This window comes from Amycolatopsis sp. NBC_00345 (genome assembly GCF_036116635.1).
Taxonomy (GTDB): domain Bacteria; phylum Actinomycetota; class Actinomycetes; order Mycobacteriales; family Pseudonocardiaceae; genus Amycolatopsis.
Map to the genome: position 1 here is coordinate 7,043,203 of NZ_CP107995.1, position 24,730 is coordinate 7,067,932.

Annotated in this window: 24 protein-coding genes; 14 read left to right on the forward strand and 10 right to left on the reverse strand. The window is 69.9% G+C overall.

What is annotated here, in order from left to right; all coding sequences use genetic code 11:
- Positions 1 to 8: 8 nt before the first annotated feature.
- Together OG943_RS31575 and OG943_RS31580 are read right to left on the reverse strand one after the other, a co-directional pair.
- Positions 9 to 1,679, reverse strand: coding sequence for an ABC transporter substrate-binding protein (locus OG943_RS31575; RefSeq protein WP_328604567.1), 1,671 nt, complete (start codon positions 1,677 to 1,679; stop codon positions 9 to 11).
- A gap of 217 nt (positions 1,680 to 1,896) precedes the next feature.
- On the reverse strand, positions 1,897 to 3,099 hold the full coding sequence (locus tag OG943_RS31580) for an ROK family transcriptional regulator (protein ID WP_328604568.1): 1,203 nt from the start codon (positions 3,097 to 3,099) through the stop codon (positions 1,897 to 1,899).
- Positions 3,100 to 3,220: 121 nt separating this feature from the next.
- Between OG943_RS31580 and OG943_RS31585 the strand changes: the two genes are divergently transcribed.
- The 3 genes from OG943_RS31585 (at position 3,221) to OG943_RS31595 (ending at position 7,446) form a co-directional block, all read left to right on the forward strand.
- Complete coding sequence (locus OG943_RS31585; protein ID WP_328604569.1) at positions 3,221 to 4,459, forward strand: ROK family transcriptional regulator; 1,239 nt, start codon at positions 3,221 to 3,223, stop codon at positions 4,457 to 4,459.
- Between the two features lie 358 nt (positions 4,460 to 4,817).
- Positions 4,818 to 6,059, forward strand: coding sequence for a family 16 glycosylhydrolase (locus OG943_RS31590; RefSeq protein WP_328604570.1), 1,242 nt, complete (start codon positions 4,818 to 4,820; stop codon positions 6,057 to 6,059).
- 28 nt (positions 6,060 to 6,087) lie between these two features.
- Complete coding sequence (locus tag OG943_RS31595; RefSeq protein WP_328604571.1) at positions 6,088 to 7,446, forward strand: RICIN domain-containing protein; 1,359 nt, start codon at positions 6,088 to 6,090, stop codon at positions 7,444 to 7,446.
- A gap of 411 nt (positions 7,447 to 7,857) precedes the next feature.
- Here the strand turns inward: OG943_RS31595 and OG943_RS31600 are convergent, their stop codons facing one another.
- Positions 7,858 to 8,559, reverse strand: coding sequence for a GntR family transcriptional regulator (locus tag OG943_RS31600; RefSeq protein WP_328604572.1), 702 nt, complete (start codon positions 8,557 to 8,559; stop codon positions 7,858 to 7,860).
- Positions 8,560 to 8,684: 125 nt separating this feature from the next.
- On the opposite strand from OG943_RS31600, the gene OG943_RS31605 reads away from it, so the two are divergent.
- The 5 genes from OG943_RS31605 to OG943_RS31625 are packed head-to-tail and all read left to right on the forward strand — an operon-like array spanning position 8,685 to position 13,002.
- Positions 8,685 to 9,959 (forward strand): MFS transporter, encoded by a 1,275-nt coding sequence (locus OG943_RS31605; protein WP_328604573.1) that lies wholly within the window; start codon positions 8,685 to 8,687, stop codon positions 9,957 to 9,959.
- Between the two features lie 32 nt (positions 9,960 to 9,991).
- Entirely contained in the window at positions 9,992 to 10,786 is a 795-nt protein-coding gene (locus OG943_RS31610) for a putative hydro-lyase (RefSeq protein ID WP_328604574.1), read from the forward strand.
- Position 10,787: 1 nt separating this feature from the next.
- The gene (locus tag OG943_RS31615; protein ID WP_328604575.1) at positions 10,788 to 11,537 is read left to right on the forward strand and encodes a LamB/YcsF family protein; all 750 of its coding nucleotides are present in this window, start codon (positions 10,788 to 10,790) and stop codon (positions 11,535 to 11,537) included.
- Positions 11,534 to 12,145, forward strand: coding sequence for a 5-oxoprolinase subunit B family protein (locus tag OG943_RS31620; protein ID WP_328604576.1), 612 nt, complete (start codon positions 11,534 to 11,536; stop codon positions 12,143 to 12,145). The genes OG943_RS31615 and OG943_RS31620 overlap by 4 nt, the downstream gene beginning before the upstream one ends.
- Positions 12,145 to 13,002, forward strand: coding sequence for a biotin-dependent carboxyltransferase family protein (locus OG943_RS31625; protein ID WP_328604577.1), 858 nt, complete (start codon positions 12,145 to 12,147; stop codon positions 13,000 to 13,002). The genes OG943_RS31620 and OG943_RS31625 overlap by 1 nt, the downstream gene beginning before the upstream one ends.
- A gap of 46 nt (positions 13,003 to 13,048) precedes the next feature.
- Here OG943_RS31625 and OG943_RS31630 read toward each other — a convergent pair whose 3' ends face one another.
- The 3 genes from OG943_RS31630 to OG943_RS31640 form a co-directional block, all read right to left on the reverse strand.
- Entirely contained in the window at positions 13,049 to 13,669 is a 621-nt protein-coding gene (locus tag OG943_RS31630; protein ID WP_442874594.1) for an alpha-ketoglutarate-dependent dioxygenase AlkB family protein, read from the reverse strand.
- Positions 13,669 to 14,724 carry an alcohol dehydrogenase catalytic domain-containing protein gene (locus OG943_RS31635; RefSeq protein ID WP_328604579.1) on the reverse strand — a complete coding sequence of 352 codons (1,056 nt, stop codon included), beginning with the start codon at positions 14,722 to 14,724 and terminating at the stop codon, positions 13,669 to 13,671. Before OG943_RS31635 ends, OG943_RS31630 begins: the two co-directional genes overlap by 1 nt.
- A gap of 423 nt (positions 14,725 to 15,147) precedes the next feature.
- Positions 15,148 to 16,431 carry an IS256 family transposase gene (locus OG943_RS31640; RefSeq protein ID WP_328604580.1) on the reverse strand — a complete coding sequence of 428 codons (1,284 nt, stop codon included), beginning with the start codon at positions 16,429 to 16,431 and terminating at the stop codon, positions 15,148 to 15,150.
- A 262-nt stretch (positions 16,432 to 16,693) separates the two neighbouring features.
- On the opposite strand from OG943_RS31640, the gene OG943_RS31645 reads away from it, so the two are divergent.
- Complete coding sequence (locus OG943_RS31645) at positions 16,694 to 17,263, forward strand: transposase family protein (protein ID WP_328612202.1); 570 nt, start codon at positions 16,694 to 16,696, stop codon at positions 17,261 to 17,263.
- 59 nt (positions 17,264 to 17,322) lie between these two features.
- On the opposite strand, the gene OG943_RS31650 is transcribed toward OG943_RS31645, so the two are convergent.
- The 3 genes from OG943_RS31650 to OG943_RS31660 all read right to left on the reverse strand — a co-directional run bounded on the left by OG943_RS31650 (position 17,323) and on the right by OG943_RS31660 (position 19,192).
- The gene (locus tag OG943_RS31650) at positions 17,323 to 17,673 is read right to left on the reverse strand and encodes a transcriptional regulator (RefSeq protein ID WP_328604581.1); all 351 of its coding nucleotides are present in this window, start codon (positions 17,671 to 17,673) and stop codon (positions 17,323 to 17,325) included.
- Positions 17,674 to 18,016: 343 nt separating this feature from the next.
- Positions 18,017 to 18,700 carry a metal-dependent transcriptional regulator gene (locus OG943_RS31655; RefSeq protein ID WP_091617404.1) on the reverse strand — a complete coding sequence of 228 codons (684 nt, stop codon included), beginning with the start codon at positions 18,698 to 18,700 and terminating at the stop codon, positions 18,017 to 18,019.
- A 51-nt stretch (positions 18,701 to 18,751) separates the two neighbouring features.
- A complete protein-coding gene (locus OG943_RS31660) occupies positions 18,752 to 19,192 on the reverse strand; it encodes a GNAT family N-acetyltransferase (protein WP_328604582.1) in 441 nt (146 codons plus the stop codon).
- 46 nt (positions 19,193 to 19,238) lie between these two features.
- On the opposite strand from OG943_RS31660, the gene OG943_RS31665 reads away from it, so the two are divergent.
- Positions 19,239 to 19,559, forward strand: a complete 321-nt coding sequence (locus tag OG943_RS31665) for a hypothetical protein (RefSeq protein WP_328604583.1) — start codon at positions 19,239 to 19,241, stop codon at positions 19,557 to 19,559.
- Positions 19,560 to 19,740: 181 nt separating this feature from the next.
- Here the strand turns inward: OG943_RS31665 and OG943_RS31670 are convergent, their stop codons facing one another.
- Positions 19,741 to 21,321 carry an amidohydrolase gene (locus tag OG943_RS31670; protein ID WP_328604584.1) on the reverse strand — a complete coding sequence of 527 codons (1,581 nt, stop codon included), beginning with the start codon at positions 21,319 to 21,321 and terminating at the stop codon, positions 19,741 to 19,743.
- Between the two features lie 47 nt (positions 21,322 to 21,368).
- Here OG943_RS31670 and OG943_RS31675 point away from each other — a divergent pair, with 47 nt between their 5' ends.
- From OG943_RS31675 to OG943_RS31690, 4 genes are read left to right on the forward strand one after another with little or no spacing between them, the layout of a single operon-like run.
- Complete coding sequence (locus OG943_RS31675) at positions 21,369 to 22,112, forward strand: enoyl-CoA hydratase/isomerase family protein (protein WP_328604585.1); 744 nt, start codon at positions 21,369 to 21,371, stop codon at positions 22,110 to 22,112.
- Positions 22,109 to 23,644, forward strand: coding sequence for an ATP-dependent acyl-CoA ligase (locus OG943_RS31680; protein ID WP_328604586.1), 1,536 nt, complete (start codon positions 22,109 to 22,111; stop codon positions 23,642 to 23,644). The genes OG943_RS31675 and OG943_RS31680 overlap by 4 nt, the downstream gene beginning before the upstream one ends.
- The gene (locus OG943_RS31685) at positions 23,641 to 24,276 is read left to right on the forward strand and encodes a TetR/AcrR family transcriptional regulator (protein WP_328604587.1); all 636 of its coding nucleotides are present in this window, start codon (positions 23,641 to 23,643) and stop codon (positions 24,274 to 24,276) included. Before OG943_RS31680 ends, OG943_RS31685 begins: the two co-directional genes overlap by 4 nt.
- Positions 24,277 to 24,334: 58 nt before the next feature.
- On the forward strand, positions 24,335 to 24,658 hold the full coding sequence (locus tag OG943_RS31690; protein WP_328604588.1) for a hypothetical protein: 324 nt from the start codon (positions 24,335 to 24,337) through the stop codon (positions 24,656 to 24,658).
- Positions 24,659 to 24,730: the final 72 nt, after the last annotated feature.

The window sequence follows — 24,730 nt, forward strand, 5'->3', positions numbered from 1 at the left end:
GCCATAGGTCAGGCCGCGGGCTTCAGGTGCAGGACGATGTCCAGCGCGTTGCGCAGGGTCGGCTGCGCGGGACCGTACTGGTTGTTCTCGTCCGGCCAGCCGGTCCAGTTGCGGGTGCTGTACTCGCCACCGGAGTTGGCCGCCATCAGCGGGATCATCGGCTGCTCGTCGATCATGATCTTCTGCAGCGTGTTCATCGCGGTGGCGCGGCTCGCGTCGTCGGCGGCGTTGGCGTAGGTCGACAGCGCGGCGGTCGCGGCGTCGTTCTTGTACCGGCCGTAGTTGCCGTTGATGCCACCCTGACCGGTCGGCTTGTAGCGGTTGCCGTCCATCACGTCGCGGTACATGTCGTACGGCGACGCACCGTCGTTGGTCCAGTGCAGCACACCCTCGAAGTCACCGGTGTCGACCGACTTCGTCCACGCGTCCTGGTTCATCTTGTCGACCGTGGCGGTGATGCCGATCTGCGCCAGGTTGTCCTTGATGATCTCCAGGTCGGTGATGTAGTCCGACCAGCCGGACGGGACCGAGAGCTTGAGGGTGACCGGCTTGCCGGCCGGGTCCACGAGCTGGTTGCCGTTGAGCTTGAAGCCCGCGGCCGTGAGCTGCGCCTTGGCGCCCGCCACGTCGACCTTCACGGTCTGGCCCTTGTACTGCGGCGCGATCCACGGGTCGCCCGCCGGCGACGGGATGCCGGTGACCTGGTCGTCCTTCGGGTAGAAGTAACCGGCCTCGCCCTGGCTGAAGATGTCGTCGCGGTTGATCACCTTGTTGATGGCCTGGCGCAGCGTGACGTTGTTCCACGGCGCCTTCTCGGTGTTGAACCACAGGCCGTGCACGGCGAGCTGGGCCGGGAACCACAGCTTGTAGTGCTGCGGGTCCTTGTTCACGTAGACCGTCTTGTAGTTCGGGATGAAGACGAAGCTCCACTCGGCCGCGCCGCTGGTCAGCGCCGAGACCTGCGCGTTGTTGTCATTGTAGGAGGTGTAGCGGATCTCCTTGACCTTCGGCGCTTCCTGCCAGTAGCCGGTGCGCTGCGAGACCGTGATGGTCTGCGGCGTGAACGACTTCAGCGTGTACGGGCCGGTGCCCACCGGGTTCTTCACGGTGTCGGTCGTCGGGTCCTTGATCGCCGACCAGATGTGCTTGGGCACCACGATGGTCTGCAGGATCTTGACCTGGTTGACGAACTGCGAGCTGTCGAACGCCAGCGTCACCTGGTTCCCGCTGGGCGTGATGTCCTTGTAGGGGACCGAGTCGATGTTCAGCGCCTTGTTGTCGCGCAGCAGCTGGAACGTGTACGCCACGTCCTCGGCGGTCGTCGGCGTGCCGTCGGAGAACTTCACCCCGTCACGGACGGTCAGGACCAGCTTCTTGTAGTTGTCCGACCAGTCCCACTTGGTGGCCAGCCACGGCTTCCCGGGGTCCTGCGGCTTGACCCGGTTGAGCATCACCAGGGGTTCGTAGATGACGTACCGGTAGCCCAGCGAGGCGGCCGCCGAGGTCTCCAGGAACGGGTTGTTGTTCTCGGCCTGCGGGCCGTTCGGCATGCCGACGTTCAGCACGGCCGCGGCATTGCCGCCCCCGGCGTTCGTCGAGCTGCCGCCACCACAGGCCGCGAGCACGGCCATCGCCACCACGGCGGCGAGCGCTGCGACGATGGAGCGCTTGACTCGCATTCGTCCTCCTAGATCCGGAACGGGTGCTACGGGCGTCGCCCCTGCCCCCGCCAACTGACTCCAGGGCTCGGACCGGTCGCACGACAGGAGGAGTCAACCCGGGTGACTCGGGTCACGTCAATAACACGGCGGTAACATTTTGGACCTAAGTTTAAGTACTGAAAGAAAGGCTCACACTCGGTGGCCGGCTGTCGATCCCCTTGCCGGGCAAGGAGTTTCAGCCGGCTGAACGGCCGCCCGAGGCCAGCAGCGCGGCGACCGGCAGCGTAGCCGCGCCCAGGGCGACGGCCTCCGGGCCCAGCTGGCCGAGCTCCACCAGCGTGCTCTCGGCCAGGTAGCCGAGCGCGTGCCGGGCGGCGGCGTCACGGACGTGCGCGAGGATCGCGGGGCCCATGACCGCCCCCGCCGAGCCTGCCAGCACCACCCGGTCCGGGGCCAGCAGGTTGATCAGGTTCGCGATGCCGATGCCCAGGTACTCGCCGGTTTCCGCGAGCGTGTCGGCGGCCGGTCCCGGCACCGCCGCCCTGGCGACGACCTCGGCCAGCCGGGCCTCGCTCTCGACGCCGCGCACCGGCTCCGCGCCGGGCGCCTGGCCGTAACGGCGCACCACCGCCTCGGTGCCGACGTACGCCTCCAGGCAGCCGTGCGAGCCGCAGCGGCAGGCCGCGCCCGCCGCCTGGACCACGGTGTGCCCCCATTCGCTGGTGGTGATCCCGGGGAACGAGCCGCCGCCGGTCACGAAGGCCGCGCCGACGCCCACACCGAGCAACGCGATCACCGCGCGTTCCGAGCCCCGGCCCGCGCCGCGCCACATCTCGGCCTGGCCGAGCGTGCGGGCCCGGTTGTCCAGGTGCAGCGGCGCGGCGAACTGCAGGTGCGCGCGCAGCAGGTCGGCGAATCCGACGCCGGCCCAGCCGAGCGTCGGCGCGTGCACGATGCCGCCTTCACGCACCGCGCCGGGCACTCCGACGCCGACGCCGAACACCCCCTCGGCGTCGGTGCCACTGTCGGCCAGCACCTCGGCCACGCCCGTGCGCACGAGTTCCACGACCTCGACCGGGTCCAGGCTCGTGCCGCCCAAGGGGTGCTGCACCGTCGCGAGCGTCTCGAGCGCGCAGTCGAACAGGCCCACGCGCACGTGCGTCTCGCCGACGTCCACGCCCACGACCTGGCCGTATTCGGGGCGCACACGCAGCAGCGTGCGGGGGCGGCCGCCGTCGGACTCGACCGAGCCCGCCTCCGCCACCACCCCGTCGCCGATCAGCTCGGCCACCACGTTCGTCACGGTCGCCGGGCTGAGCCCGGACTCGGCCACCAGCTCCAGCCTGCTGACCGGTCCCCGCAGGTAGAGCGACGACAGGAGCACCGCCCGGTTGTGCCGTCTCAGGTCCCGGGTCGTCTGCCGCACCACCCTCGTCACCCTGGGGATTCTGCCAGACGACCAGACGTTCGGGACTTAGTTCACTAGTTAATACATGGCAACAACTTACGGTGATCAGGCATCCTGGTGTCGGGACACCTCAAGGGCCGGATGGGTATACATGGTTAGCAAGCGCACCACCGTCCGCGATCTGCGGCGGCACAACCGTTCCCTGCTGCTGTCGAAACTGTACTTCGACGGCCCGCTTTCGCGACATGAGCTGAGCCGGCTCACCGGACTGTCGGCCGCCACGGTCAGCAACGTGACCGCGGAGCTGGGCGAGGAGCGGCTGATCACCGAGGCCGGACTGGTGGAATCCGACGGCGGGCGGCCGCGGGTGCTGCTGCGCGTGGACCCGGCGTACGGGCACGTCGCGGGCGTCGACATCGGCGAGACGGGCGTGCGAGTGGAGCTGTTCGACCTCGCGATGCAGCGCCTGGCACTCGTGGAGCACGAGCTGTCGCCGGCGCGCACCGAGCCGGGCGCCGTCGTGGCCGCCGTGGTGTCGGGCCTGCGCGAGGTGATCGCGACCGCGGAGGTCGAGGAGAGCGCGGTGCTGGGCGTCGGCGTCGGCGTGCCCGGGACCGTCGAGCAGGGTGAGCGGGTGCTGGTGCACGCCCCGACCATCGGCTGGGACGCCGTGGCGCTGGGCGAAGAGCTGCGCGCGGCGGGCATCGGCCTGCCGCTGTTCATCGACAACGGCGCCAAGACCCAGGGCCAGGCCGAGATGTGGTTCGGCGCCGGCCGCGGGGCGCGGCACGCGGTGATAGTCCTCATCGGCTCCGGCGTCGGCGCCGCCGTGATCGCGGACGGCGCCACCTACCGCGGCTCCACCAGCAGCGCCGGCGAATGGGGCCACACCACCATCGTCTACGGCGGGCAGGCCTGCCGTTGCGGTTCGCACGGCTGCCTCGAGGCCTACATCGGCTCGGAGGCGATCCTCGAGCGGTACCGCCGGGCGCGCGGCAAGGCGGCCACGGGCGAGAACGAGCAGGACCAGCTGGCGGCGCTGCTGGCCGCGGTCCCGAAGTCGAAGACGGCCCAGAAGGTGATCGAGGAGACGGCCGGTTACCTCGGCGCCGGCATCGCCAACCTGATCAACCTCTTCAACCCGGAGCGCATCGTCGTCGGCGGCTGGGTAGGCCTGGCCCTCGGCGAGGACCTGCTGCCGCTGGTCCGCTCGACCGCGGCCGCCCACGCGCTGCGCCACCCCTTCGGCCAGACCACGATCCAGCTGGCCCAGCTCGGCCTGGACGCCGTGGCCACCGGCGCCGCCACCCTCCCGGTCGCCGATCTGCTGGAGCAGGGCGCCGACCCGCGGCTGCGGGCCAAGTCCCCGGCGCGTACCGGCGCGGCCTGAACCGCTCGTGAGTGTTTATGACGGTTAGAACCGTCATAAACACTCACGAGCAGTACCAGCGTGACGACCGGGGGTAACTTCCCGGCCTTAATTCGAGTTAAAAATTTTCGTGCAGCGGAGCATTGCCGCAAGTGGTCCGGACCATGCATACTTCTCTTACTTTGTTGGCCGCCACAACAAAGTAAGCCTTTGCCGGTCCCCACTGGCCGCCCGCCTGCGGTCCACCTCCGGAGTGGACGCGAAGCGCCCGGCCGAGCACCGCACGGCCCGATCCCGGCCGTGCCTCTCCTCCGCCCCGCCGCGTTTTCGTGCTGCGCGCGTGAAAGCGCGGTCCCCTCCTCAGACCGAGGTGACGATGATGTCCTTCTCGCGCTCACTGAGACGTACCCGCTGGGCCGGCCTCTTCGCGGCCACTGCCCTGCTGACCCTCGCGGTCCAGGTGGCGCCCGCCGCGATTTCCCCGCCCGAAGCGGCGGCCGCGGCCAGCTTCACCGACGACTTCAACGGCCCGGCCGGCAGCGCCGCGGACGGCTCCAAGTGGAACTATGAAACCGGCGACAACGTCAACAACCACGAACGGGAGTACTACACCTCCGGCACGAACAACGCGGCGCTCGACGGCCAGGGCCACCTGGTCATCACCGCCAAGAAAGAGAACCCCGGCAACTACAACTGCTGGTACGGCCGCTGCGAGTACACCTCCGCGCGGCTCAACACGTCCGGCAAGTTCAGCCAGGCCTACGGCCACTTCGAGACCCGCATGAAGCTCCCGCGCGGGCAGGGCATGTGGCCGGCGTTCTGGATGCTCGGCGGCGGGAACTGGCCGACCGACGGCGAAATCGACGTGATGGAGAACGTCGGCTTCGAGCCCAACACCGTGCACGGCACCATCCACGGCCCCGGTTACTCCGGCGCCAACGGCATCGGCGCCGGGTACAACGGCCCGAACTTCTCCGACGACTTCCACACCTACGCCGTGGACTGGTCGCCGAACAAGATCGTCTGGTCGGTGGACGGCAACGTCTACCAGACCCGCACCCCGGCCGACCTGAACGGCAACCGCTGGGTCTACGACCACAACTTCTTCATCATCATGAACCTGGCCGTCGGCGGTTACTGGCCCGGTGACCCGAACAGCAGCACGCAGTTCCCGCAGCAGCTGGTCGTCGACTACGTGCACGTGACCACCGACGGCGGTGGCGGCACTCCGCCGACCGGGCGCACCGGCACGATCACCGGCATCGGCGGCAAGTGCGTCGACGTTGCCGGAGCCAGCAGCGCCAACAGCACGCCGATCCAGATCACCGACTGCAACGGCAACGCGGCCCAGAGCTGGACCGTCAGCAGCGATGGCACCCTGCGCGCGCTGGGCAAGTGCATGGACGTGACGGGAGCGTCCACAGCGGACGGTGCGGCCGTCCAGCTCTACGACTGCAACAACTCCAGCGCACAGCAATGGGTCGTCACCGCGGCCCACGACATCGTGAACCCGGCGGCGAACAAGTGCTTGGACGCCACCGGAAACAGCTCCGCCAACGGAACCCGGCTGCAGATCTGGACCTGCGGCGGCGGTGCCAACCAGAAGTGGACCGCCCCCTGATCCCGCTCCGCCCCGTTAGGAGAACCCGATGAGACGAAGAGCCCTCGCGGCGATCGGCGGCCTGCTGGCCGCCACCGCCGTCACCCTGATCCCGGCCAGCGCACAGGCGGCCACCGGCACGATCACCGGCATCGGCGGCAAGTGCGTCGACGTCGCCGGCGCCAGCAGCGCCAACGGCACCCCGATCCAGATCACCGACTGCAACGGCAATGCCGCGCAACAGTGGAACGTCGGCAGTGACGGCACCATCCGCGCGCTCGGCAAGTGCCTGGACGTCGCGGCGGCGTCCACAGCGGACGGTGCGGCCGTCCAGCTCTACGACTGCAACAACACCGGCGCACAACAGTGGACCGTCACCGCGGCCCACGACATCGTCAACCCGGCGGCCAACAAATGCCTCGACGCCACCGGAAACAGCTCCGCCAACGGAACCCGGCTGCAGATCTGGACCTGCGGCGGCGGCGCCAACCAGAAGTGGACCGCACCCGGCGGCGGCACGACCCCGCCACCGTCGTCCGGCGCGATGGCCGTCGCCCCGTACCTCTACAACGGCTGGGGCAGCCCGCCGAACCCGTCCACGATCACGAACGCCACCGGCGTCAAGTGGTTCACCCTCGCGTTCGTGCTGTCCAACGGTTACTGCAACCCGCAGTGGGACGGCGCGCGGGCACTGACCGGCGGCGTGGACCAGGGCACGGTCAACACGGTGCGCGCCGGGGGCGGCGACATCATCCCGTCGTTCGGCGGTTACAGCGGCAACAAGCTGGAGTCGTCCTGCGGCAGCGCGGGTGAGCTGGCCACGGCGTACCAGAAGGTGATCAACGCCTACGGCCTGAAGGCGATCGACATCGACATCGAGGCCGACGCCTACAGCAACCCGACGGTGCAGCAGCGCACCGTCGACGCGCTGAAGACCGTGCGCGCCAACAATTCCGGTATCAAGATCTACGTCACCTTCGGCACCGGAACGAGCGGCCCGGACTCGAGCCTGGTCAACCGCGCCGCGTCGTCCGGGCTGACCGTGGACGGCTGGGTCATCATGCCGTTCGACTTCGGCGGAGCCGGGCAGAACATGGGCACCCTGACCACGCGCGCGGCGGAGGGGCTGAAGACGGTCGTCAAGAACGCCTACGGCTACACCGACGACAACGCCTACCGGCACATGGGCATCTCGTCCATGAACGGGGTCACGGACCAGAACGAGATCGTCACGGTGGCGGACTTCGGCACCATCCTGGGTTACGCGAACCAGCACCACCTGGCGCGCCTGACCTTCTGGTCCGCCAACCGCGACCGGCCCTGCACCGGCGGTCCGGCGGACAGCTGTTCCGGGGTGTCCCAGCAGGCGTGGGATTACACGAGGGCCTTCGCCTCGTACACGGGCTGAAGGCCGATGGTGACACTGTCCTGATAGGACTGTCCCCATCGGAACGCAGACGGCGGACCGTGTTCTCCCCCCGGGGATCACGGTCCGCCGCCGCCCTCCACCATCTCCTGACCGTGAGGCGCCGGACCGGAATGGGGCGACCATTCCGATCCGGCGCTCGAAGTCCCACGCCCCAGCTGGGGGTCCGGGGCCCGGGACGGCTCCGATGCACACGGCCTGCCGCCGACGGTAGCCAGCCCCGCCCGGCCGCGGCAGGCACCCGGCCGCCGGACGACCCGATCGGACACGATCGAATGCCCCTCCGGGCGGAGTTCCGGCAGGTAAGCAACTGCTTCGCATCTCCACCGGAGCTCAGCGCACTGGGTCGCAGCGCACTGCAACTCGGCGCGCCGGGCCTCGTCGCACTTGGCCTCAGCGAACCGCGGCCGGGCGTTCCGCGTACGCCTCCACCAGCTGGGCCTCCGCGTCGGCGAGGTACTGGTCCAGCAGTTCCGCCGTGCGGGCCCCGTCACCGGCCTCCAACGGCACCAGGATCTCGTGGTTACGCGGCAGATAACGCTCGTGGAAACGGCGCGGGTCCGCCATCACGTGGAAGACCAGCCGCAGCTCGGCGGCCAGGCCCTGCATCAGCTCGGCGACGCGCTCGCTGCCGGTGAGCGCCACCAGTTCGCGGTGGAACCGGATGTTGGCCGTGCCGAGGTCCTGCCAGCGGGCGTGCCGCGCGGCGAGGTCGCCGTCCGCCACGGTGCCGGCGATCTTGGCGTACGAGGCGGGCTTGGCCGTGATCCCGCGGACCGCGGCGCACTCGACGATCTTGCGCACGCGGTAGATGTCGCGCACGTCCTCGACCGTCGGCACGCGCACGAACACCCCGCGGTTCAGCTCATGGGTCAGCAGCCGCTCGTGGGTCAGCAGCCGGAACGCCTCGCGCAGCGTGTTGCGGGAGACGCCCAGCGCGTTGCCGATGTCCAGCTCGGAGAGCCGGCCGCCGGGCAGGAAGAACCCCTCGGCGATGCGGGTGCGCAGCACCCCCGCGACGCGCTCGGCCGTGCTCGTGCGGCTCAGCAGGCCGCGGTCGGCTTCCAGGCCCAAGGGGGCGTCCTCGTTGACCACGACGTCAGCCTAGCCAGCTCGAAGAGAACAATGCAATCAGAGGCTTGTGGGATTGTTGAACGATCCGTACGGTGATGGCCATGTGACCCGTGCCACGATGAGTACTCCCCCAGCGAGGTACCCCCATGAACGTGACAGCCAGCTCCACCACCGCGTCCCGGCCGTTCGGCTGGTTCCACTCCCTCGGCCACAAGGGCAAACGCGCCTTCGCCGGCGCGTTCGGCGGCTATGGGCTCGACTCCTTCGACTACCAGACCCTGCCGTTCGGCCTGGCCGCCATCACCGCCTACTTCGGCATCTCCTCGGGCGAGGCGGGCCTGCTGGGCACGACCACGCTGGTGGTGTCCGCGATCGGCGGCATCGGCGCCGGCGTGCTGGCGGACCGGATCGGCCGCGTCCGCACCCTGCAGCTGACCATCGCGATGTACACGATCTTCACCGTGCTCTGCGGCTTCGCACCGAACTTCGAGACGCTGCTGGTCCTGCGCGGACTGCAGGGCCTCGGCTTCGGCGGCGAGTGGGCAGTGGGCGCCGCGCTGGTCGCGGAGTACTGCCAGCCCCGCTACCGCGGCCGCACCGTCGCGTTCGTGCAGAGCGCGTGGGCCGTCGGCTGGGGGCTGCTGGTGATCGTCTACACGGTGCTGTTCAGCGTGCTCGACGAAGCCATCGCGTGGCGGGTGCTGTTCTGGGTCGGCGTCATCCCGGCGCTGCTCGTGCTGTGGGTGCGACGCAGTGTGGAGGACGCGCCGGCCGTCACGGAGCGCCGGAAGAAGGCGCCCGTCCGCGGTTCGCTGGCCGGGATCTTCCGGCCGGGCCTGCTGCGCACGACGCTGTTCGCCGCGCTGCTCGCGACCGGCGTCCAGGGCGGCTACTACACGCTGTTCACCTGGATGCCGAACTACTTGAAGGTCAGCCGCGGGCTGTCCGTGGTCGGCACCGGCGGGTACTTCGCGTTGCTCATCCCGGGCGCGTTCATCGGCTACGTCTGCGGTGGCTATCTCACAGACCTGTTGGGGCGTAAGAAAACCTTCCTGCTCTTCTCGGTGCTGTCGGCGGTGCTGATCCTGCTGTTCGTGCAGCTGCCGTACGGCGCGAACGGGCTGATGCTGCTGATCAGCTTCCCGCTCGGCTTCTCGACATCGGCGATCTTCAGCGGCTTCGGCGCGTACCTCGCGGAGCTGTACCCGAGCGAGCTGCGTGCCACCGGACAGGGCTTCACGTATAACTTCGGCCGCGCGGTGGGTGCGGCGTTCCCGGCCGTGGTCGGGTTCATGGGCGCGGGCGGCGCGATCGCGCTCGGCGCCGTCGGCTACGTCATCGCGGCGCTCGCGCTGCTGGGGCTGCCGGAAACCCGGGGCACGGAACTTCCGGAAAGCGTTGCGGTACAGGAGGGATCATGACTCGTGAGTGTTTAGGACGGTTAGAACCGGCATTGCCACTCACGAGGGATCCGGCGACGCTCACACCGTCCGCCGCCCGCGCGCTGTTCCGCGCCGGCGCCGAACAGCCCACCACGGGCTGGGCGTACGGCTACACGCAGACGAACCTGATCGCCGTCCCGCAGGACTGGGCCGAAGACGTGCTGCTGTTCTGCCGGCGCAACCCGCAGGCGTGCCCGGTGCTCGACGTCAGCGCGCCCGGCGACCCGGCTACGCGGCTCGCGGCCGGCGCGGACCTGCGCACCGACCTGCCGCGTTACCGGATCTGGCACAACGGCGTGCTCACCGGCGAGGTGACGGACGCGACGGGGCTGTGGCGCAGCGACATGGTGGCGTTCTCGATCGGCTGCAGCTTCACGTTCGAGACGGCGCTGCGGGCCGAGGGCGTGCCGCTGCGGCACGTGGAGCAGGGCCGCAACGTCGCGATGTACGTGACGAACCGGCAGTGCGAGCCCGCGGGACGGCTGTACGGCCCGATGGTGGTGTCGATGCGGCAGATCCCGGCCGCGCGGGTGGAAGACGCGGTGCGGCTCACCGCCGCGATGCCCGCGGTGCACGGCGCGCCCGTGCACGTCGGGGATCCGGCGGAGCTGGGCATCACGGACTTGCGGCGGCCGGATTTCGGCGAGTACGCCGTTCCGGAACCTGGTGACGTACCGGTGTTCTGGGCCTGCGGCGTCACCCCGCAGGCGGCGCTGATGGCGACGCGGCCGCCGTTCGCCATCACGCACGCGCCGGGGTACATGCTCGTGACGGACAAGCTCGACAGCGACTACCGGGTGGACTGACATGGATCTCAACAGCGACCTCGGCGAGGGCTTCGGCGCCTGGAAAATGGGCGACGACGAAGCCATGCTCGACATCGTGACCAGCGCGAACGTCGCGTGCGGCTTCCACGCGGGCGACCCGGGCGTGATGCGCCGGGTCTGCGAGCGCGCGGCCGAGCGGGGCGTGACGATCGGCGCGCACGTCGGCTACCGCGATCTGGCGGGCTTCGGGCGGCGCGCGCTCGACATCGCGCCGGAGGACCTCGCTGACGACGTGCTGTACCAAATCGGCGCGCTCGACGCGTTCGCGCGCGCGGCCGGGAGCCGCGTCCGTTACGTGAAGGCGCACGGCGCGCTGTACAACAAGGCTGCGGTGGACCCGGACCAGGCGGCGGCGCTCGTCGAGGGCGTGCGCCGGTACGGCTCGGAGCTGGCGCTGCTGTGCCCGCCGGACTCGGAGATGCTGCACGCGGCCGTGGCGGCGGGCGTCACCGGCCACGCCGAAGCTTTCGCCGACCGCGCGTACACACCTTCGGGGCAACTGGTGTCGCGCAAGGAACCGGGCGCGGTCCTGCACGACGCGGCAGCGGTCGCCGCGCGCGCCGTCACGATGGCCACGACGGGCGAGGTGCTCGATGCTTCCGGCGGGAAGCTCATGATGCGCGCGGATTCCCTTTGTGTGCACGGGGATACGCCCGGCGCGGTGGAGCTGGCCCGGCAGATCCGGGAGTCGCTGGAGGCCGCGGGTGTGACGTTGGCGCCGTTCGTATGACGGCTTGGCGGATCCTGCGTTACGGCGGCTCGGCGGCGCTGGTGGAGACGGCGGACGTGCTGGGTTTCCAGGCCGCGCTGGAGCTTTCGCCGCCAGTGGGCGTGGTGGAGCTGGTCCCGGCGGCTCAAACCCTGCTGGTGCGTTACGACCCTTTGGCGACTTCCTGGGACGCTTTGGCCTCTTCGCTGCGCTCTGTGTCTGTTGTGGACTCTTCTGTAAATGCTTCTGCCACTGTGACCCTGCCGGTGCGCTACGACGGCGCAGACCTGGACGCCGTGGCCGCCGCGTCTTCACTGACCACGTCAGAGGTCGTGCGACGGCACTCATCGGCTACTTACATCGCAGCTTTTTGCGGCTTCGCCCCGGGTTTCGCCTACCTGACGGGCCTGGACCCGGCCCTGCACCTGCCACGCCGCCCGACCCCACGCACCCGCGTCCCGGCCGGCGCCGTCGCCATCGCGGGCGACTACACGGCGGTCTACCCACACCCGTCCCCCGGCGGCTGGCACCTGCTGGGCCACACGGACGCCCCGGTATGGGACGTCGAACGGCCCCGGCCGAACCTGCTGGTGCCGGGAACACGCGTGCGCTTCGAGGTGATCCGCTGATGACCGGCAAAGCGGAGATCCTCGCCACCGGCCCGTTCGCCACCATCCAGGACCTCGGCCGCCCGGGGCTGGCGGCGATCGGCGTCGGGCGGTCGGGGGCCGTGGACCGGGGGTCGCTGCGGCTGGCGAACCGGCTCGTCGGGAATCCCGAAGGGCACGCGGCGCTGGAGGTGACGTTGGGCGGGTTGCGGCTGCGGGCGTCGGAGCACGCGACCGTCGCCGTCACCGGTGCGGAGGTGCCCGTGCGCGCGGGACGGCGGGCGGCCGCGCCGAACGCGCCGATCGCGTTACGCCCCGGCGAGGAACTGACGTTGGGCACGGCCGAGCGTGGCTTGCGCTGTTACGTGGCGGTGCGCGGCGGCTTCGACGTCCGTCCAGTGCTCGGTGCACGCGCCACCGACACCATGGGCCGGCTCGGGCCGCCGCCGCTGGCGCCCGGGATGACGCTGCCCGTCGGCGACGTCACCGGCGCGCCGCCCGCCGTCGACCTGGCGCCGCGCGGCCGTTTGCCCGACGAGCCCACGCTCCGCGTTACCCCGGGCCCCCGGCTGGACTGGTTCACGGCGACCGCACTGTCCACTTTGGTCAGCACGCCGTACACGGTGACGGCCGAGCTGGACCGCATCGGCATCCGCCTCGCCGGGACCGCCCTCACCCGCGCCCGCGCCGGCGAACTCCAGCCGGAGGCCTGCGTGCCGGGTGCGCTGCAGGTCCCCCCGTCGGGCGTGCCGATCCTGTTCCTCGCCGACCATCCCGTGACGGGCGGCTATCCCGTCCCGGCCGTCGTCGAGGAGCCCGACCTGGACATCGCCGCCCAGCTCAGGCCGGGTCAACGGCTGCGGTTCACCCTCGCTTGAGACCTGTGGCCACGGCTCGGCCTCGTCGTGCTGCCCGAGGAAGAACTCACAACCCCGAAACCCGCAACGTCAGGTTGAGCCGCCCCTTCAGCCCCAGCTCCGGCTCCGCCGTGCCGGGCAGCGTCTTCGGCACGCCGTGGTACGCCAGCCGCGAAGGGCCGCCGAAGACGAAGAGGTCGCCGGAGCGCAGTTCGACGTCGGTGTAGGGCCGGTTGCGGTTCTCCGTATTGCCGAAGCGGAACACACACGTGTCGCCGAGGCTGAGCGACACCACCGGGTCCAGCACGCGCTCGTCCTTGTCCTGGTGCAGGCCCATCTTCGCGGTGGCGTCGTAGAAGTTCACCAGCGCGACGTCCGGTCGGTAATCCACAGGCCCGCCGTACGCGTCCGCCACCGCGCGCCGGCCGAGGTCGCCCAGCCAGCCCGGGAACGGCAGCACGGGAGAGCCGTCGTCGACCGTGCGCGTGTACCGGTACGGGCTCCAGTGCCAGCCGAGGCAGACCGTCCGCACGGACATCACGCCGCCGCCGGGCAGCCGCGTCGCGCGGTAGCCGCGCCAGCCGCGGCAGGCCTCGACCAGCTCGCGCTGCGCTTCGGGGTCCAGCCAGTCCGGCACGTGGACCGCGCCCGGCGCGACCTCCCGCCGCGGGCGGGGCAGCAGCTCCATCAAGGAAACTCGACGACGGTGACGCCCGCCTGCGCCGGCACCGGGTCGTTCATCGCCTCGAGCGCGGCGGGCACGTCATCAAGCCCGATCCGCTTGCCGACGAGCGCCGCGAGGTCGATGCCCGAGGTCTCGACGACGCTCAGCAGCTCCGGGTACTCGTACGCCTGCAGCCCGTGGATCCCGACGATCTCCAGCTCCCCGCCGATCACGCGGTGCATCGGGATCGGCGCGACGCCCTGGCCCGGCGGCATCAGCCCCGCCTGCACGTGACGGCCACGCTTGCGCAGGCTGCCGACGGACGCGGCGCACGTCTGCGGCGAGCCGAGGCAGTCGAGGGAAACGTGCGCGCCGCCGTCGGTCAGGGAGCGGACGTGCGCGGCCACCTCCTCCGGGCCGTCGAACGCGCCGGCGTCGACGCTGAGCACGGCGCCGGACCGTTCGGCCAGCGCGCGGGCGTGCGGCGAGACGTCCACGGCGACGACCTTCGCGCCCGCGGCCGCCGCGAGCAGCACGGCGGAGATGCCGACGCCGCCACAGCCGTAAACCGCCACCCACTGCCCGGCGCGCACGCCGCCCTGGCGCAGCACCGCGCGGAACGCCGTCCCGAAGCGGCAGCCGAGCGCCGCCGCCGCAAGTGCGGACATGCCGTCCGGCAGCGCGACGAGGTTCGGCTCCGCGTGCTCGATGGCGACCAGCTCGGCGAACGAGCCCCAGTGCGGGGCGCCGGGCTGGAACTGGTCGTCGCAGATCTGCTGGTCACCACGGGCGCACTGGGCGCAGGTGCCGCAGGCGCACACGAACGGGACAGTCACGCGCGCGCCGACCGCCCAGCCGCGCACCCCTTCACCCACCGCGGCGATGCGACCGGCCAGCTCGTGCCCGGCGACGTGCGGCAGCGAGACGTCCGGGTCGTGCCCCTGCCAGGTGTGCCAGTCGCTGCGGCAGACGCCGGTCGCGTCCACTGCGACGACCACCCCGCCCGGCGGCGCGACCGGGTCCGGCACCTCGACCACCTGGGGCAGCAGCCCGAACTCCTCGATCACCACGGCACGCATACGCCCGATCGTAAGTGGCCCAGTTCAAAGCGCCCCAATGTGGCGTTGGTTGCGCTCAACGCACCGAACGCCACATTGAGGTTTTTTCATCCTGTTGTTGCTGGTGGGGGGGGTTGGGTGACCGGGGGGTGGTTGGTGTGGTGGGTGTGTCGGTGTTTTGTGGGTTGGGACTTGACCTGAATGCTGGCGGTTCGTGTTCTGTTCAGCGGTGAAGCCCCCGGCAGGATCGTGGATGTGAGTCAACCATCCGCCGGGGGCTTCAAAGGCCTTGTCTACCAGGCCGTTCTCCCTGTGTCCACGCAGACCGTGACCATGGTCGCGGGTCTGATCCGCGACCGCCGTAAAGCTGTGGGGTCCCGGTGGCGTAAGAGCCTGTCACGTTTTTTGTGTAAGCTAGAGGTGATTGCTTACATTTGTAGGTTATCAGAAGAGTATGCGTCCGGGGAAGATGTCGATCAGTGTGTTGAGTGCCACCTTCCAGCCGCGTGTTCCGGTTCCTGATTCACCACCGCGTTGACTGGATATGTTGCGGAGTCCGAGGTAGAGAAGTTTCATTGCGGCGTCTTTGTCGGGGAAGTGGCCGCGATTCTTGGTGATTTTGCGGAGTTGGAAGTTGATAGACTCGATGGCGTTGGTGGTGTAGACGATTTTGCGGAGTTCGGGTGGGTAGTCGAGGAATGGGATGAACTCGTCCCATGCGTTGCGCCACACGTCGACAGCGCCCGGGTATTGGGTACCGAATTGTTTGTCGAATTCGGCCAGGCCGAGCTCGGCTGCTTCGAGAGTGGGCGCGGTATAGATTTCTTTCATCGCTTTGACGATCTTCTTGCGGTCGCCGTAGGACACGAATCGCATCGCGTTGCGGATGACGTGCACAACACAAGTCTGCACGACAGTGTCCGGGAAGATCGCGTGAATCGCGTCGGGCAGGCCAGTCAGTCCGTCGCAGCAGGCGATGAGGATGTCCTTGACACCTCGGTTACGCAGGTCGGACAAGACCTTCTGCCAGAACTTCGCTCCCTCGGTGTCCTGGATCCAGCATCCCAGGGCGTGCTTGCGGCCGTCCACGTCGACCCCGATGGCCAGGTAAGCGACCTTGGTGGTGACGACCCCGTTGTCCTTGACCCGGATCCGGATTCCGTCGACATACAGGATCGGATAAACCTCGTCCAGCGGGCGCGATTGCCATGCTTTGATCTCGTCGACCACCACGTCGGTGATATTCGAGATCAATTCCCGAGACGCGTTCACGCCATACACTTCACGTAAATGCGCCTCGATATCACGTGTCGTCATACCGCGCGAATAGAGCGACAGGATCATGTCATCAATGTTGCCGATACGCCGTGCTCGTTTCGGCACGATAGCCGGTTCGAACGAGCCATTCCGGTCACGAGGTACCTCAATATCGACCGGGCCATTCGTGGTCGACACAGTTTTCCGGGACTTTCCGTTACGAGAATTTCCGGACCCATGACCTGCCGGGTCACCGGCATCGTAGCCCAAATGGTCGGTCAACTCGGCCTGCAAAGCGCGTTCCAGCACCGCTTTGGTCATCTGATTCAGCAGGCCGTCCACGCCGTCGATCGGCGTGCCGGCCGATTTCGCGTCCTTCAGCAACGCGTCAATCGCAGACGGCGAGAACGCGTCCGCGAGCCGCCGCGCCGCCGTCTCGTCACCCTCACGAGACGATGTGTCCTGAGTCACTCGGTGTCCTTTCCGACCGCCAAACCAGCGAGTCGATCTTGGTACACCTCTGACTTACACGGTTGTCATGACACGCCCTGGCGTAAAGCCGGTCCGGGGACTCAGGCGCTGCTGGTTTTGGTGGTGCTGCGCCATGATCAGCGATTGACAGATCTTGCCTGGGGGAACGGTATTTCGGCGAGCACGTTGCGCCGCTGGGGTCCTGGAAACCATCGCTTTGCTGGCCGCGCGAGCGGTCCGCCTGGGTCGGGTCTTGAGCCGGATGCACGCAGTCGGCGCGACCCTGGCCTTGATCGACGGGACCCTGGTCCGGACCCGGCGGCGCACGGGGAAAGCCAACCGTCGCAACTACAGCGGAAAGCACAAACTCCACGGCCTCAATGTCCAGGCTGTCACCGATACCGACGGGAACATTCTGTGGGTCTCGAGGGCGCTGCCAGGTAAAACAGCTGACATCACTGCTGCCCGGCGTCTCAAACTGCTCGACCGTGTGGACAGCGCCGGCCTGGCGGCCGGTGGGGACAAGGGCTACCAGGGATGGCACAAAGACGTTCGTGAACGGGCAGCTGACCCCGATCACCCCGACCCGGTGGATCAGGTGGTGATGACTCCGTACAAGGCGGAAACCAACCGGCCGTTGACCGACGCGCAGAAGACCGCGAACTCGGTGTTCGCCGGGACCCGATGCGCGGTGGAACGCGGCTTCGCCGCGATCAAAACCTGGCGTGTCCTCGACCGGCTCCGGATGAACCCACGCCACGCCACCACCCTGATCCGGGCAATACTCGTCCTCGTTCAACACGAACAAAGAACCCGCCGAGCAACACCCTGACCAGCACCAACCAGGATGAAAAAACCTCATTGGGGCGCTCCGGACCCGGCCGGTCGCGCTCAGCCGAGCGGCGGTGCCGGCTGGTGGTACTGGCCGCGAGACCGGGGCGGGCCCAGCAGTCTCCGCAGTGAACCGTCCGGTACGCGGAGGATCTCCTCCAGGTATTCGAGCGCCAGCAACGATTCCGGTCGCTCCGGGCGGCAGCGGCCGGACTGCCAGTGGCTCAGCGTCGCCAGGCTCAGCGAAGTCCCGCGTCCCCGCAGGCGGTATCTGATGCGCTCGAGGCCGAGCCCGCGGGCCCGGATGGCCGCGCGCAGGGCCTCGGCGAACGGGCCCACCTCGAGCAGCCGCGCGAGCTCCCGCTCCGCTTGTTCCCCCCGGTCGACCGTCGGTGTCCGCTGACCGGTCATCGCAACACGCTCCGAACCACGTCGCCTCGAAAACACAGGAGCGTAGGCCGGATCCGAGCTTGATCGGAAGAGCACTCACCCGGGTGCACGCAGTGATCGGCCGATCGCGGCGAAGGGTTCGGCGTAGCCGGAATTGACCGTGACGTAGGAAATCCCCCACCGTTCCCGCCGGCGGAGAAGGGTTTCCCCCGCCGCAGCCACGTTTTCCGGAAGAACCGTGACCGCGCCGCCCGGTCCCCGACGGCCATCAAACGCACCGACGGCCCAACGTCCAGAAATCGTTTACCGGCGAGTTCACGGGAGTGTCCACAATGGAGTCGGCGGTCAAGCCCTCGTCCCGGGCTCAGCGCACCGCGACCGACAGCGCCTGCGCGATCTCCTTGCCGATGGCGTGGGTGGCGGCGTCCGGCGGCTGGCCGACCTTCACGACCATCGGCCCGCCGAAGGGCTGGCGCTCGACGACCTCGATGCGCTCGCCGAGGCCGATCGCGTGCTCGGTCAGGTAGCGCAGCAGCTCGGGGTCGGTGTCCCAGACGCGCACGATCTCGCCGACGGCGCCGGGCGGGAGGTCGTCCAGGATGCGCATCGGCAGCTCCTCGACGCTGCCGTCGGGGGCGGGGATGGGGTCGCCGTGCGGGTCGCGGACGGGGTTGCCCAGCTTGGCCGCGATGCGCTCGACCAGGCAATCGGAGACGGCGTGCTCGAGGGCGTCGGCCTCGGCGTGCACCTCGTCCCAGGTGTAGCCCAGCTCGGAGACCAGGTACGTTTCGATCAGCCGGTGCCGGCGCAGCACGGACCGCGCGAGCAGCCGCCCCTCGGCGGTCAGCTCGATGCCGCGGTACGGCACGTGCGCCACGAGGCCGAGCTGGGAAAGCTTCGTCACCATCCCCGAAGCCGACGACGGGCTGACCTCGAGCCGCCCCGCCAGCGACGCGTTGGTGACCGCTTCACCCCGCTCGACCAGCCCATAGATCACTCGCACGTAGTCCTCGACCGACGACGACCTCCGGACGGAACCATCTCCCATGCCGCATACGATACGGGGCCGCCCCGGCGCGCCTCCCGCGCGGCGCGACGTTCACGGCCGCCAGCGGTACCGGATCCAGCCGGGCACGGGCTCGGCGCCCAGCCGCCCGTAGAACGCCTCGGCCTTCTCGTTGCCGGCCTGCATGTCCCACTCGACCCGGCCCGTGGTGCGCTCGCGCAGGGCGTCGAGCAGCTCCCGGCCGAGGCCGTGGCGGCGATGCTCCGGGCGGATGAACAGGTCGTCGAGCCAGATGCCGGGGCGGGCCTCCCAGGTGGAGAAGTTCCAGCTGCAGAAGGCGAAGCCCGCGACCTGGTCCGGTCGGCCCGGCGGGGTCGCGATCAGCACCCAGGCCTTCGGCTCCGGCCCGAACAGGTACCCGCTCATCTCGGCGCGGTCCAGCTTCAGATCGTGTTTGTCTTCGTAGACGGCGTGTTCTTCGATGAGCGCGCAGATCTCTTCGGCGTCTTCGAACACGGCTTCGCGGACGGGCATCGGTGAGCAGCCTCTTTCTGTCGGTGGTCGTGGTTATCGTGCTGGCATGACTCCGCAGGAGCGGTTCGAGGACCTGATCGACGAGATGCTGGGCACCGAGGGTGTCACCCCGCCCACGCCCGGCCGTGGGTTCGGTTCGCACGCCCTGCGGGTGGACAACCGGATCTTCGCCATGTTCGTGCGCGGGCACCTCGTGGTGAAGCTGCCGCGGCACCGGGTCGACACACTGGTCGACGAGGGCCACGGGATCCGGTTCGACGCCAACAAGGGCACGCCGATGAAGGAGTGGTTCACCCTCGACACCGAATCTTCGTACAAGTGGGACGCGCTCGCTCGCGAGGCACTGACGTTCGTCGGCGGGAGGTGAGTGATGGGGCGGTGAGTCACGCGGTGGCGGGTCATGGGCCGCCTCGTCGACCGGAGGTGAGCCATGCTGTGGTGGGCCACGGGGCGGTGAGCCACGGGCCGCTTCGTCGGCGAGCGGCGAGCCATGCGGCAGCGAGCCACGGGCTGCTTCGTCGGCAGGCAGCGAGCCATGCGGCGGCCAGTCATGGAGCCTCGTAGCGCAGTTCGCCGCCGACCGCGGTGCCCAGCACCCGGAGATCGTCCATTCCGGACTCGTCCAGCGGGTTACCGGAGAGCACCGCGAAGTCCGCGAGCTTGCCCGGTTCCAGCGTGCCGAGCCGGTCCTCGGCGAAGGTCGCGTAGGCCGAGCCGTACGTGTACGCGCGCAGCGCCTCCGCGGGGGTGATCGCCTCCTCGGGGGAGAACGGCGCGCCCGTAGAGGTCCGTCGCCGCACCATGTCCGCCAGGCCGAGCAAGGGGGCGCCGTCGACCACGGGGCGGTCGGAGCTGGCGGGCAGGACGACGCCCGCGTCGAGGACGCTGCGCAGCCGGTAGCACCACGGCACGCGCTCCTCGCCGAGGGCCGCGCGCATGCCGTCGCCCAGTTCGTTCACGAAGCGGCCCTGCGGTGAGGCGATCAGGCCCAGGGAGGCCAGCCGCGTCAGCTCCGCGGGCTGCAGGACCGCGCAGTGCTCGATGCGGTGCCGGTGGTCCGCGCGCGGCGAAGCGGCCAGCGCGGCTTCGTACGCGTCGAGCACCACCGTCACGGCGCGGTCGCCGATGGCGTGGGTCGCGATCTGCCAGCCGGCGTCGTGCGCGAGCCGGATGGTGCGCGCCAGCTCGTCCTCCGGCACCTGGAAGTAGCCGCGATTGTCGGGCTCGCCCGCGAACGGCGAATGCATCGCGCAGGTCCGCCCGATCAGCGAGCCGTCGGCGAAGAGCTTCACCGGCCCGACGCGCAGCCACTCGTCGCCGAGGCCGGTGCGCAGGCCCAGGTCCAGGCCGAAGCCGGCGCCGTCGGGCAGGTCGTGCAGCACGCTCGCGGCCACCATCACGGTGCTCCGCACGCGCAGCACCCCACGCTCGCGCGCCAGCTGGTAGGCGGCCAGCTCGGCCGGCGTCTCGCCGACCAGCCCGCCGCCGATCCCGGCCTCCTGCACGCTCGTGATGCCCTCGGACAGGTACTGCTCGCTCGCCCGGTCCAGGCCGCGGACCACGGACTCGATCGGCGTCGGGTAGGTCAACGGGCGCAGCAGCAGCTGGGCCTGCTCACGCAGCAGCCCGGTCGGCGAGCCCGCGGCGTCGAGGACCACGTCGCCGCCCACCGGCACGTTGGCCAGGTCCAGCTGGTCGAGCACCGCCGAGTTGACCACGGTCATGTGCCCGGACGTGTGCTTGAGCCGGACCAGCATCCCGGGCGCGGCCCGGTCGAGGCCGTGGCGGTCGGGGTGGCCGCCGGCCAGCTTGTTCTGGTCGTACCCGCTGCCGATCACCCAGCTCCCGGCGGGCAGCCCGGCGGCCCGGCGCGCGACGGCGTCGTAGACCTCCTCGACGCTGCGGCAGCCGCTCAGCGGCACGTCGTCCAGGCCCATGCCGAACCAGGCCATGTGGTTGTGCGCGTCGTGGAACCCGGGCACCACGTACGCGCCGCCGAGGTCGACCCGGCGGCGGGCCGAAAGCCCCTCGGCGTCCTCGCCCAGCGCCACCACCCGGCCGTTCAGCACGGCGAGCGCGCTCTCACCGGTGATCACGTGTGCGTTCTCGTAAACCGCGTCGACCCGCATGCGGCCGACACTATCGATCGATCGATCGAACGTCTAGGCTCGCCCCCATGAGCACCGTGGACCTGACCGTCGAAGGCGGCATCGCGCAGATCCGGCTGAACCGGCCCGAGCGGCTGAACGCCGTCGCCCCCGTGCTGGTGGACGACTTCCTCACCGCGCTGGACGGCGTCGCCCGCAGCGACGCCCGCGTGGTCGTGCTGGCCGGCAACGGCCGGGCGTTCTGCGCCGGGCACGACCTCAAGGAGCCGACGCCGGAAGGCGACTCGCGCGCCCGGCTCGACCGGCTCCAGGACATCACCCGGCGGCTGCGCGCGCTGCCGCAGCCGGTGATCGCCGCCGTGCACGGCTACGCGATCGGCGCCGGCGCGGAGTTCGCGCTGGGCTGCGACCTGGTGCTGGCCGCGGACGACGCCGTGTTCGCGTTCCCCGAGGTGTCGCTCGGGCTCAGCGTCACGGGCGCGGCGTCGCGGCTGCTGCCGGTGCTGGTCGGCCCGATGAAGGCGAAGGAGCTGCTGTTGCTCGGCGAGCGCTTCGACGGCCGGCGCGCGCACGACCTCGGCCTGGTCAACGCCGCCGTCCCGGCCGCCGAGCTGATGGTCCTCGCCCAGGGCTGGGCCGAGAAGATCGCGCACCATCCCGCGGAGGCCGCCACCATGGCCAAGCGCGCACTCGACGCCGGCCTCGACCACGCCCTGGAGTCGGCGCTGGAGCTGGAAGTCAGCCACGCGCTGGTGACCGAGCACTCGGCCGCCGTCCGCGCGTCCACCGAGGCGTTCCGGAGCCGGTCGTGACGCCGCTCGCCCAGGCGGACACCCTCGTCAAGCTGGTCACCCGCGCCGCGCGGCTCTGGCCGGAGCGCACCGCGTGGGTCTTCGACGTGACCGGCGAGCGCTTCACCTTCGCGGACGTCGACACCCGCAGCAGCGCGTTCGCCGCCGCGCTGCACGAGCTGGGCGTGCGCCCCGGCGACCGGGTGGCCGTGATGCTGCGCAACCAGCCCGAGTTCCCGTTGTTGTGGCTGGCGCTGGCGAAGCTCGGCGCGGTGCTCGTGCCGGTGAACACCAGCTACCGCGAGTTCGACGGCGCCCACGTGCTGCGCCATTCCGGCGCGCGGTTCGCCGTGGCCGCCGGGGAGTTCGTCGAGCTGCTCACGCGGATCGCGCCGGACACGGCGCTGGAGCGCGTGCTGACGCCGGACGAGCTGCAGGCCACCGCCCCCTGCAACCCCGAGCCGGTCGTCGCCGAGCAGCCCGTCAACCTCCAGTACACCTCCGGCACCACCGGCGCGCCCAAGGGCTGCGTGCTGCCGCACCGTTACTGGACCACGCTGGCGATCGGGCTGGCCACCGACTTCCCGGCCGTCGGCGAGGACGACGTGCTGCTGACCGCCCAGCCGTTCCACTACATCGATCCACAGTGGAACGTCGCGCTGGGGCTCGCGGGCGGCGCCACCCTCGTGGTGCTGGACCGGTTCCACCCGTCGACGTTCTGGGCGAAGGTCCGCGAGCACGGCGTCACCTGGTTCTACTGCCTCGGCCTGATGCCGACGCTGCTGCTGCGCCAGCCGCCCCACGAAGACGACCGGAACCACCGCGTGCGCGCGATCTGCGCGTCCGCCATCCCGCGCGAGCTGCACGCGGAGCTGGAACGGCGCTGGGGCGCGCCGTGGTACGAGGCGTTCGGGATGACCGAGACGGGCGGCGACATCCGGGTGTCCGAAGCGGACCACGACGCCGCTGTCGGCACCGGCTGCATCGGCCGCCCGACCCGCGACCGCGAGGTGATGATCGCCGGCGACGACGGGAAGCCGCTGCCGCGCGGGGAAACCGGCGAGCTGCTCATCCGCGGCATCGGCCTGATGCACGGCTACCACGAAGACCCCGAAGCCACCGCGCGCGCGTTCACGGGCGGCTGGTTCCACACCGGCGATCTGGCGAGCATGGACGCCGAGGGCCGGGTGTACTTCGTCGGCCGTACGAAGGACATGATCCGGCGCAGCGGCGAGAACGTCTCGGCCGACGAAGTGGAGCGCGCACTGCTACTCCATCCGGCGGTACGGCTCGCGGCAGTCATCGCGGTGCCGGACGAGCTGCGCGGCGAAGAGGTGAAGGCGTACGTCGTGTGCGAGGGCGAACGGCCGGAACCTGAGGCGCTGGCCGAGTTCTGCGCGGAGAAGCTGGCCTACTTCAAGGTGCCGCGCTTCTGGGCGTTCGCCGAAGACCTGCCGCTGACGCCTTCGGAGCGCGTCGCGAAGGGCGAGCTGCGCAAGGCGCCGGACCTTCGCGCCGGCGCCTGGGACCGGAGCACCGGGGAGTGGCTGTGAGCAGTGGCGACCGGGTGCGCGCGGCTGCGGTGAAACTGTTCGCTGCCAAGGGTTTCCACGGCACCGGCATCCGGGACCTGGCCCAGGAGGCGGAGCTGTCGTCCGCGAGCCTCTACCACTACATGGGCACGAAGGAGGACTTGCTCGTCGAGATCATGGCGACGTCGCTGCGGCGCCTGCTCGACGCCGCGGCGAAGGCCACCGCCGGGGCGGGCGATCCGGTGGCCCGGCTGCGCACGCTGGTCGCGCTGCACGTGCTCGCGCACGCCGCCCAGCCGGCCGAAACCCGGGTGGTGGACAACGAAGTCGACGCGCTCTCCGATGCCGCCCGTGCCCGCGTCGTCGCGCTGCGGGACGAATACGAAGGGCTCTGGGCACAGGCCATCGAGGACGGTGCGGCCGCGGGGGTGTTCCACACCGCGCACCCGGCCGTGACCAGGCTGGCACTGCTGGAGATGTGCAGTGGCGTCGCGCGGTGGTATTCGCCCCACGGCCCGTTGCCGCTCGAAGGACTCGCCACGCATTACGCGGAATTGGCGTTACGGGCGCTGGGGCACACGGGTGAGGTGACCGTGACCGATCTGCGACAGTGCCTCGAAGTGGTCGCCCAGGTGTGGGACATGGGCGTTTAGCGGGGCTTTTAGGGGCGTACGCCTTGCTCAGACGGCGAACGTGGGGGACGCTCGAAGGGTGACTGAGCAAACGATCCAACTCGAACTGGACGACTCGGGTCTCGCACCAGGCCTGCCAGCCCCCACGCACCCCCGCGATCAGGTACAGGACGTGCCGTATCGCCCGGTCGAGTTTCGCGACGACGATCTGCCGACCGCACTGGAGCGTTGTGCCGTGTGGCTACGTCAGGCTCAGGAGTGGCTCGGTGAACCGCTCGACGTGCTCGCGATCCACCTCGACTACGACGACCGGCAGGGATCGCCCTACTACGACGTGAAGGTGCTCTGCAACGAGGAGGATCTGGCGGGCGTGCCGATCGCCATCCGCAACAAGACCGACTAGTCCCCACGAACCTCGGACAAGGCCCCCGTCGCTGCGGACGGGGGCCTTCTTCGTCGGCCATCGGCTGGGGTC

Excerpts from the sequence above, each read along its gene's own strand:
- OG943_RS31635 (WP_328604579.1), bottom strand. The coding sequence starts at position 14,724 with ATGCGTGCCGTGGTGATCGAGGAGTTCGGGCTGCTGCCCCAGGTGGTC.
- OG943_RS31675 (WP_328604585.1), top strand. The coding sequence starts at position 21,369 with ATGAGCACCGTGGACCTGACCGTCGAAGGCGGCATCGCGCAGATCCGG.
- OG943_RS31620 (WP_328604576.1), top strand. The coding sequence starts at position 11,534 with ATGACGGCTTGGCGGATCCTGCGTTACGGCGGCTCGGCGGCGCTGGTG.
- OG943_RS31645 (WP_328612202.1), top strand. The coding sequence starts at position 16,694 with ATGCACGCAGTCGGCGCGACCCTGGCCTTGATCGACGGGACCCTGGTC.
- OG943_RS31575 (WP_328604567.1), bottom strand. The coding sequence starts at position 1,679 with ATGCGAGTCAAGCGCTCCATCGTCGCAGCGCTCGCCGCCGTGGTGGCG.
- OG943_RS31615 (WP_328604575.1), top strand. The coding sequence starts at position 10,788 with ATGGATCTCAACAGCGACCTCGGCGAGGGCTTCGGCGCCTGGAAAATG.
- OG943_RS31670 (WP_328604584.1), bottom strand. The coding sequence starts at position 21,321 with ATGCGGGTCGACGCGGTTTACGAGAACGCACACGTGATCACCGGTGAG.
- OG943_RS31625 (WP_328604577.1), top strand. The coding sequence starts at position 12,145 with ATGACCGGCAAAGCGGAGATCCTCGCCACCGGCCCGTTCGCCACCATC.
- OG943_RS31605 (WP_328604573.1), top strand. The coding sequence starts at position 8,685 with ATGAACGTGACAGCCAGCTCCACCACCGCGTCCCGGCCGTTCGGCTGG.
- OG943_RS31655 (WP_091617404.1), bottom strand. The coding sequence starts at position 18,700 with ATGGGAGATGGTTCCGTCCGGAGGTCGTCGTCGGTCGAGGACTACGTG.
- OG943_RS31595 (WP_328604571.1), top strand. The coding sequence starts at position 6,088 with ATGAGACGAAGAGCCCTCGCGGCGATCGGCGGCCTGCTGGCCGCCACC.
- OG943_RS31630 (WP_442874594.1), bottom strand. The coding sequence starts at position 13,669 with ATGGAGCTGCTGCCCCGCCCGCGGCGGGAGGTCGCGCCGGGCGCGGTC.
- OG943_RS31590 (WP_328604570.1), top strand. The coding sequence starts at position 4,818 with ATGTCCTTCTCGCGCTCACTGAGACGTACCCGCTGGGCCGGCCTCTTC.
- OG943_RS31585 (WP_328604569.1), top strand. The coding sequence starts at position 3,221 with ATGGTTAGCAAGCGCACCACCGTCCGCGATCTGCGGCGGCACAACCGT.
- OG943_RS31650 (WP_328604581.1), bottom strand. The coding sequence starts at position 17,673 with ATGACCGGTCAGCGGACACCGACGGTCGACCGGGGGGAACAAGCGGAG.
- OG943_RS31660 (WP_328604582.1), bottom strand. The coding sequence starts at position 19,192 with ATGCCCGTCCGCGAAGCCGTGTTCGAAGACGCCGAAGAGATCTGCGCG.
- OG943_RS31665 (WP_328604583.1), top strand. The coding sequence starts at position 19,239 with ATGACTCCGCAGGAGCGGTTCGAGGACCTGATCGACGAGATGCTGGGC.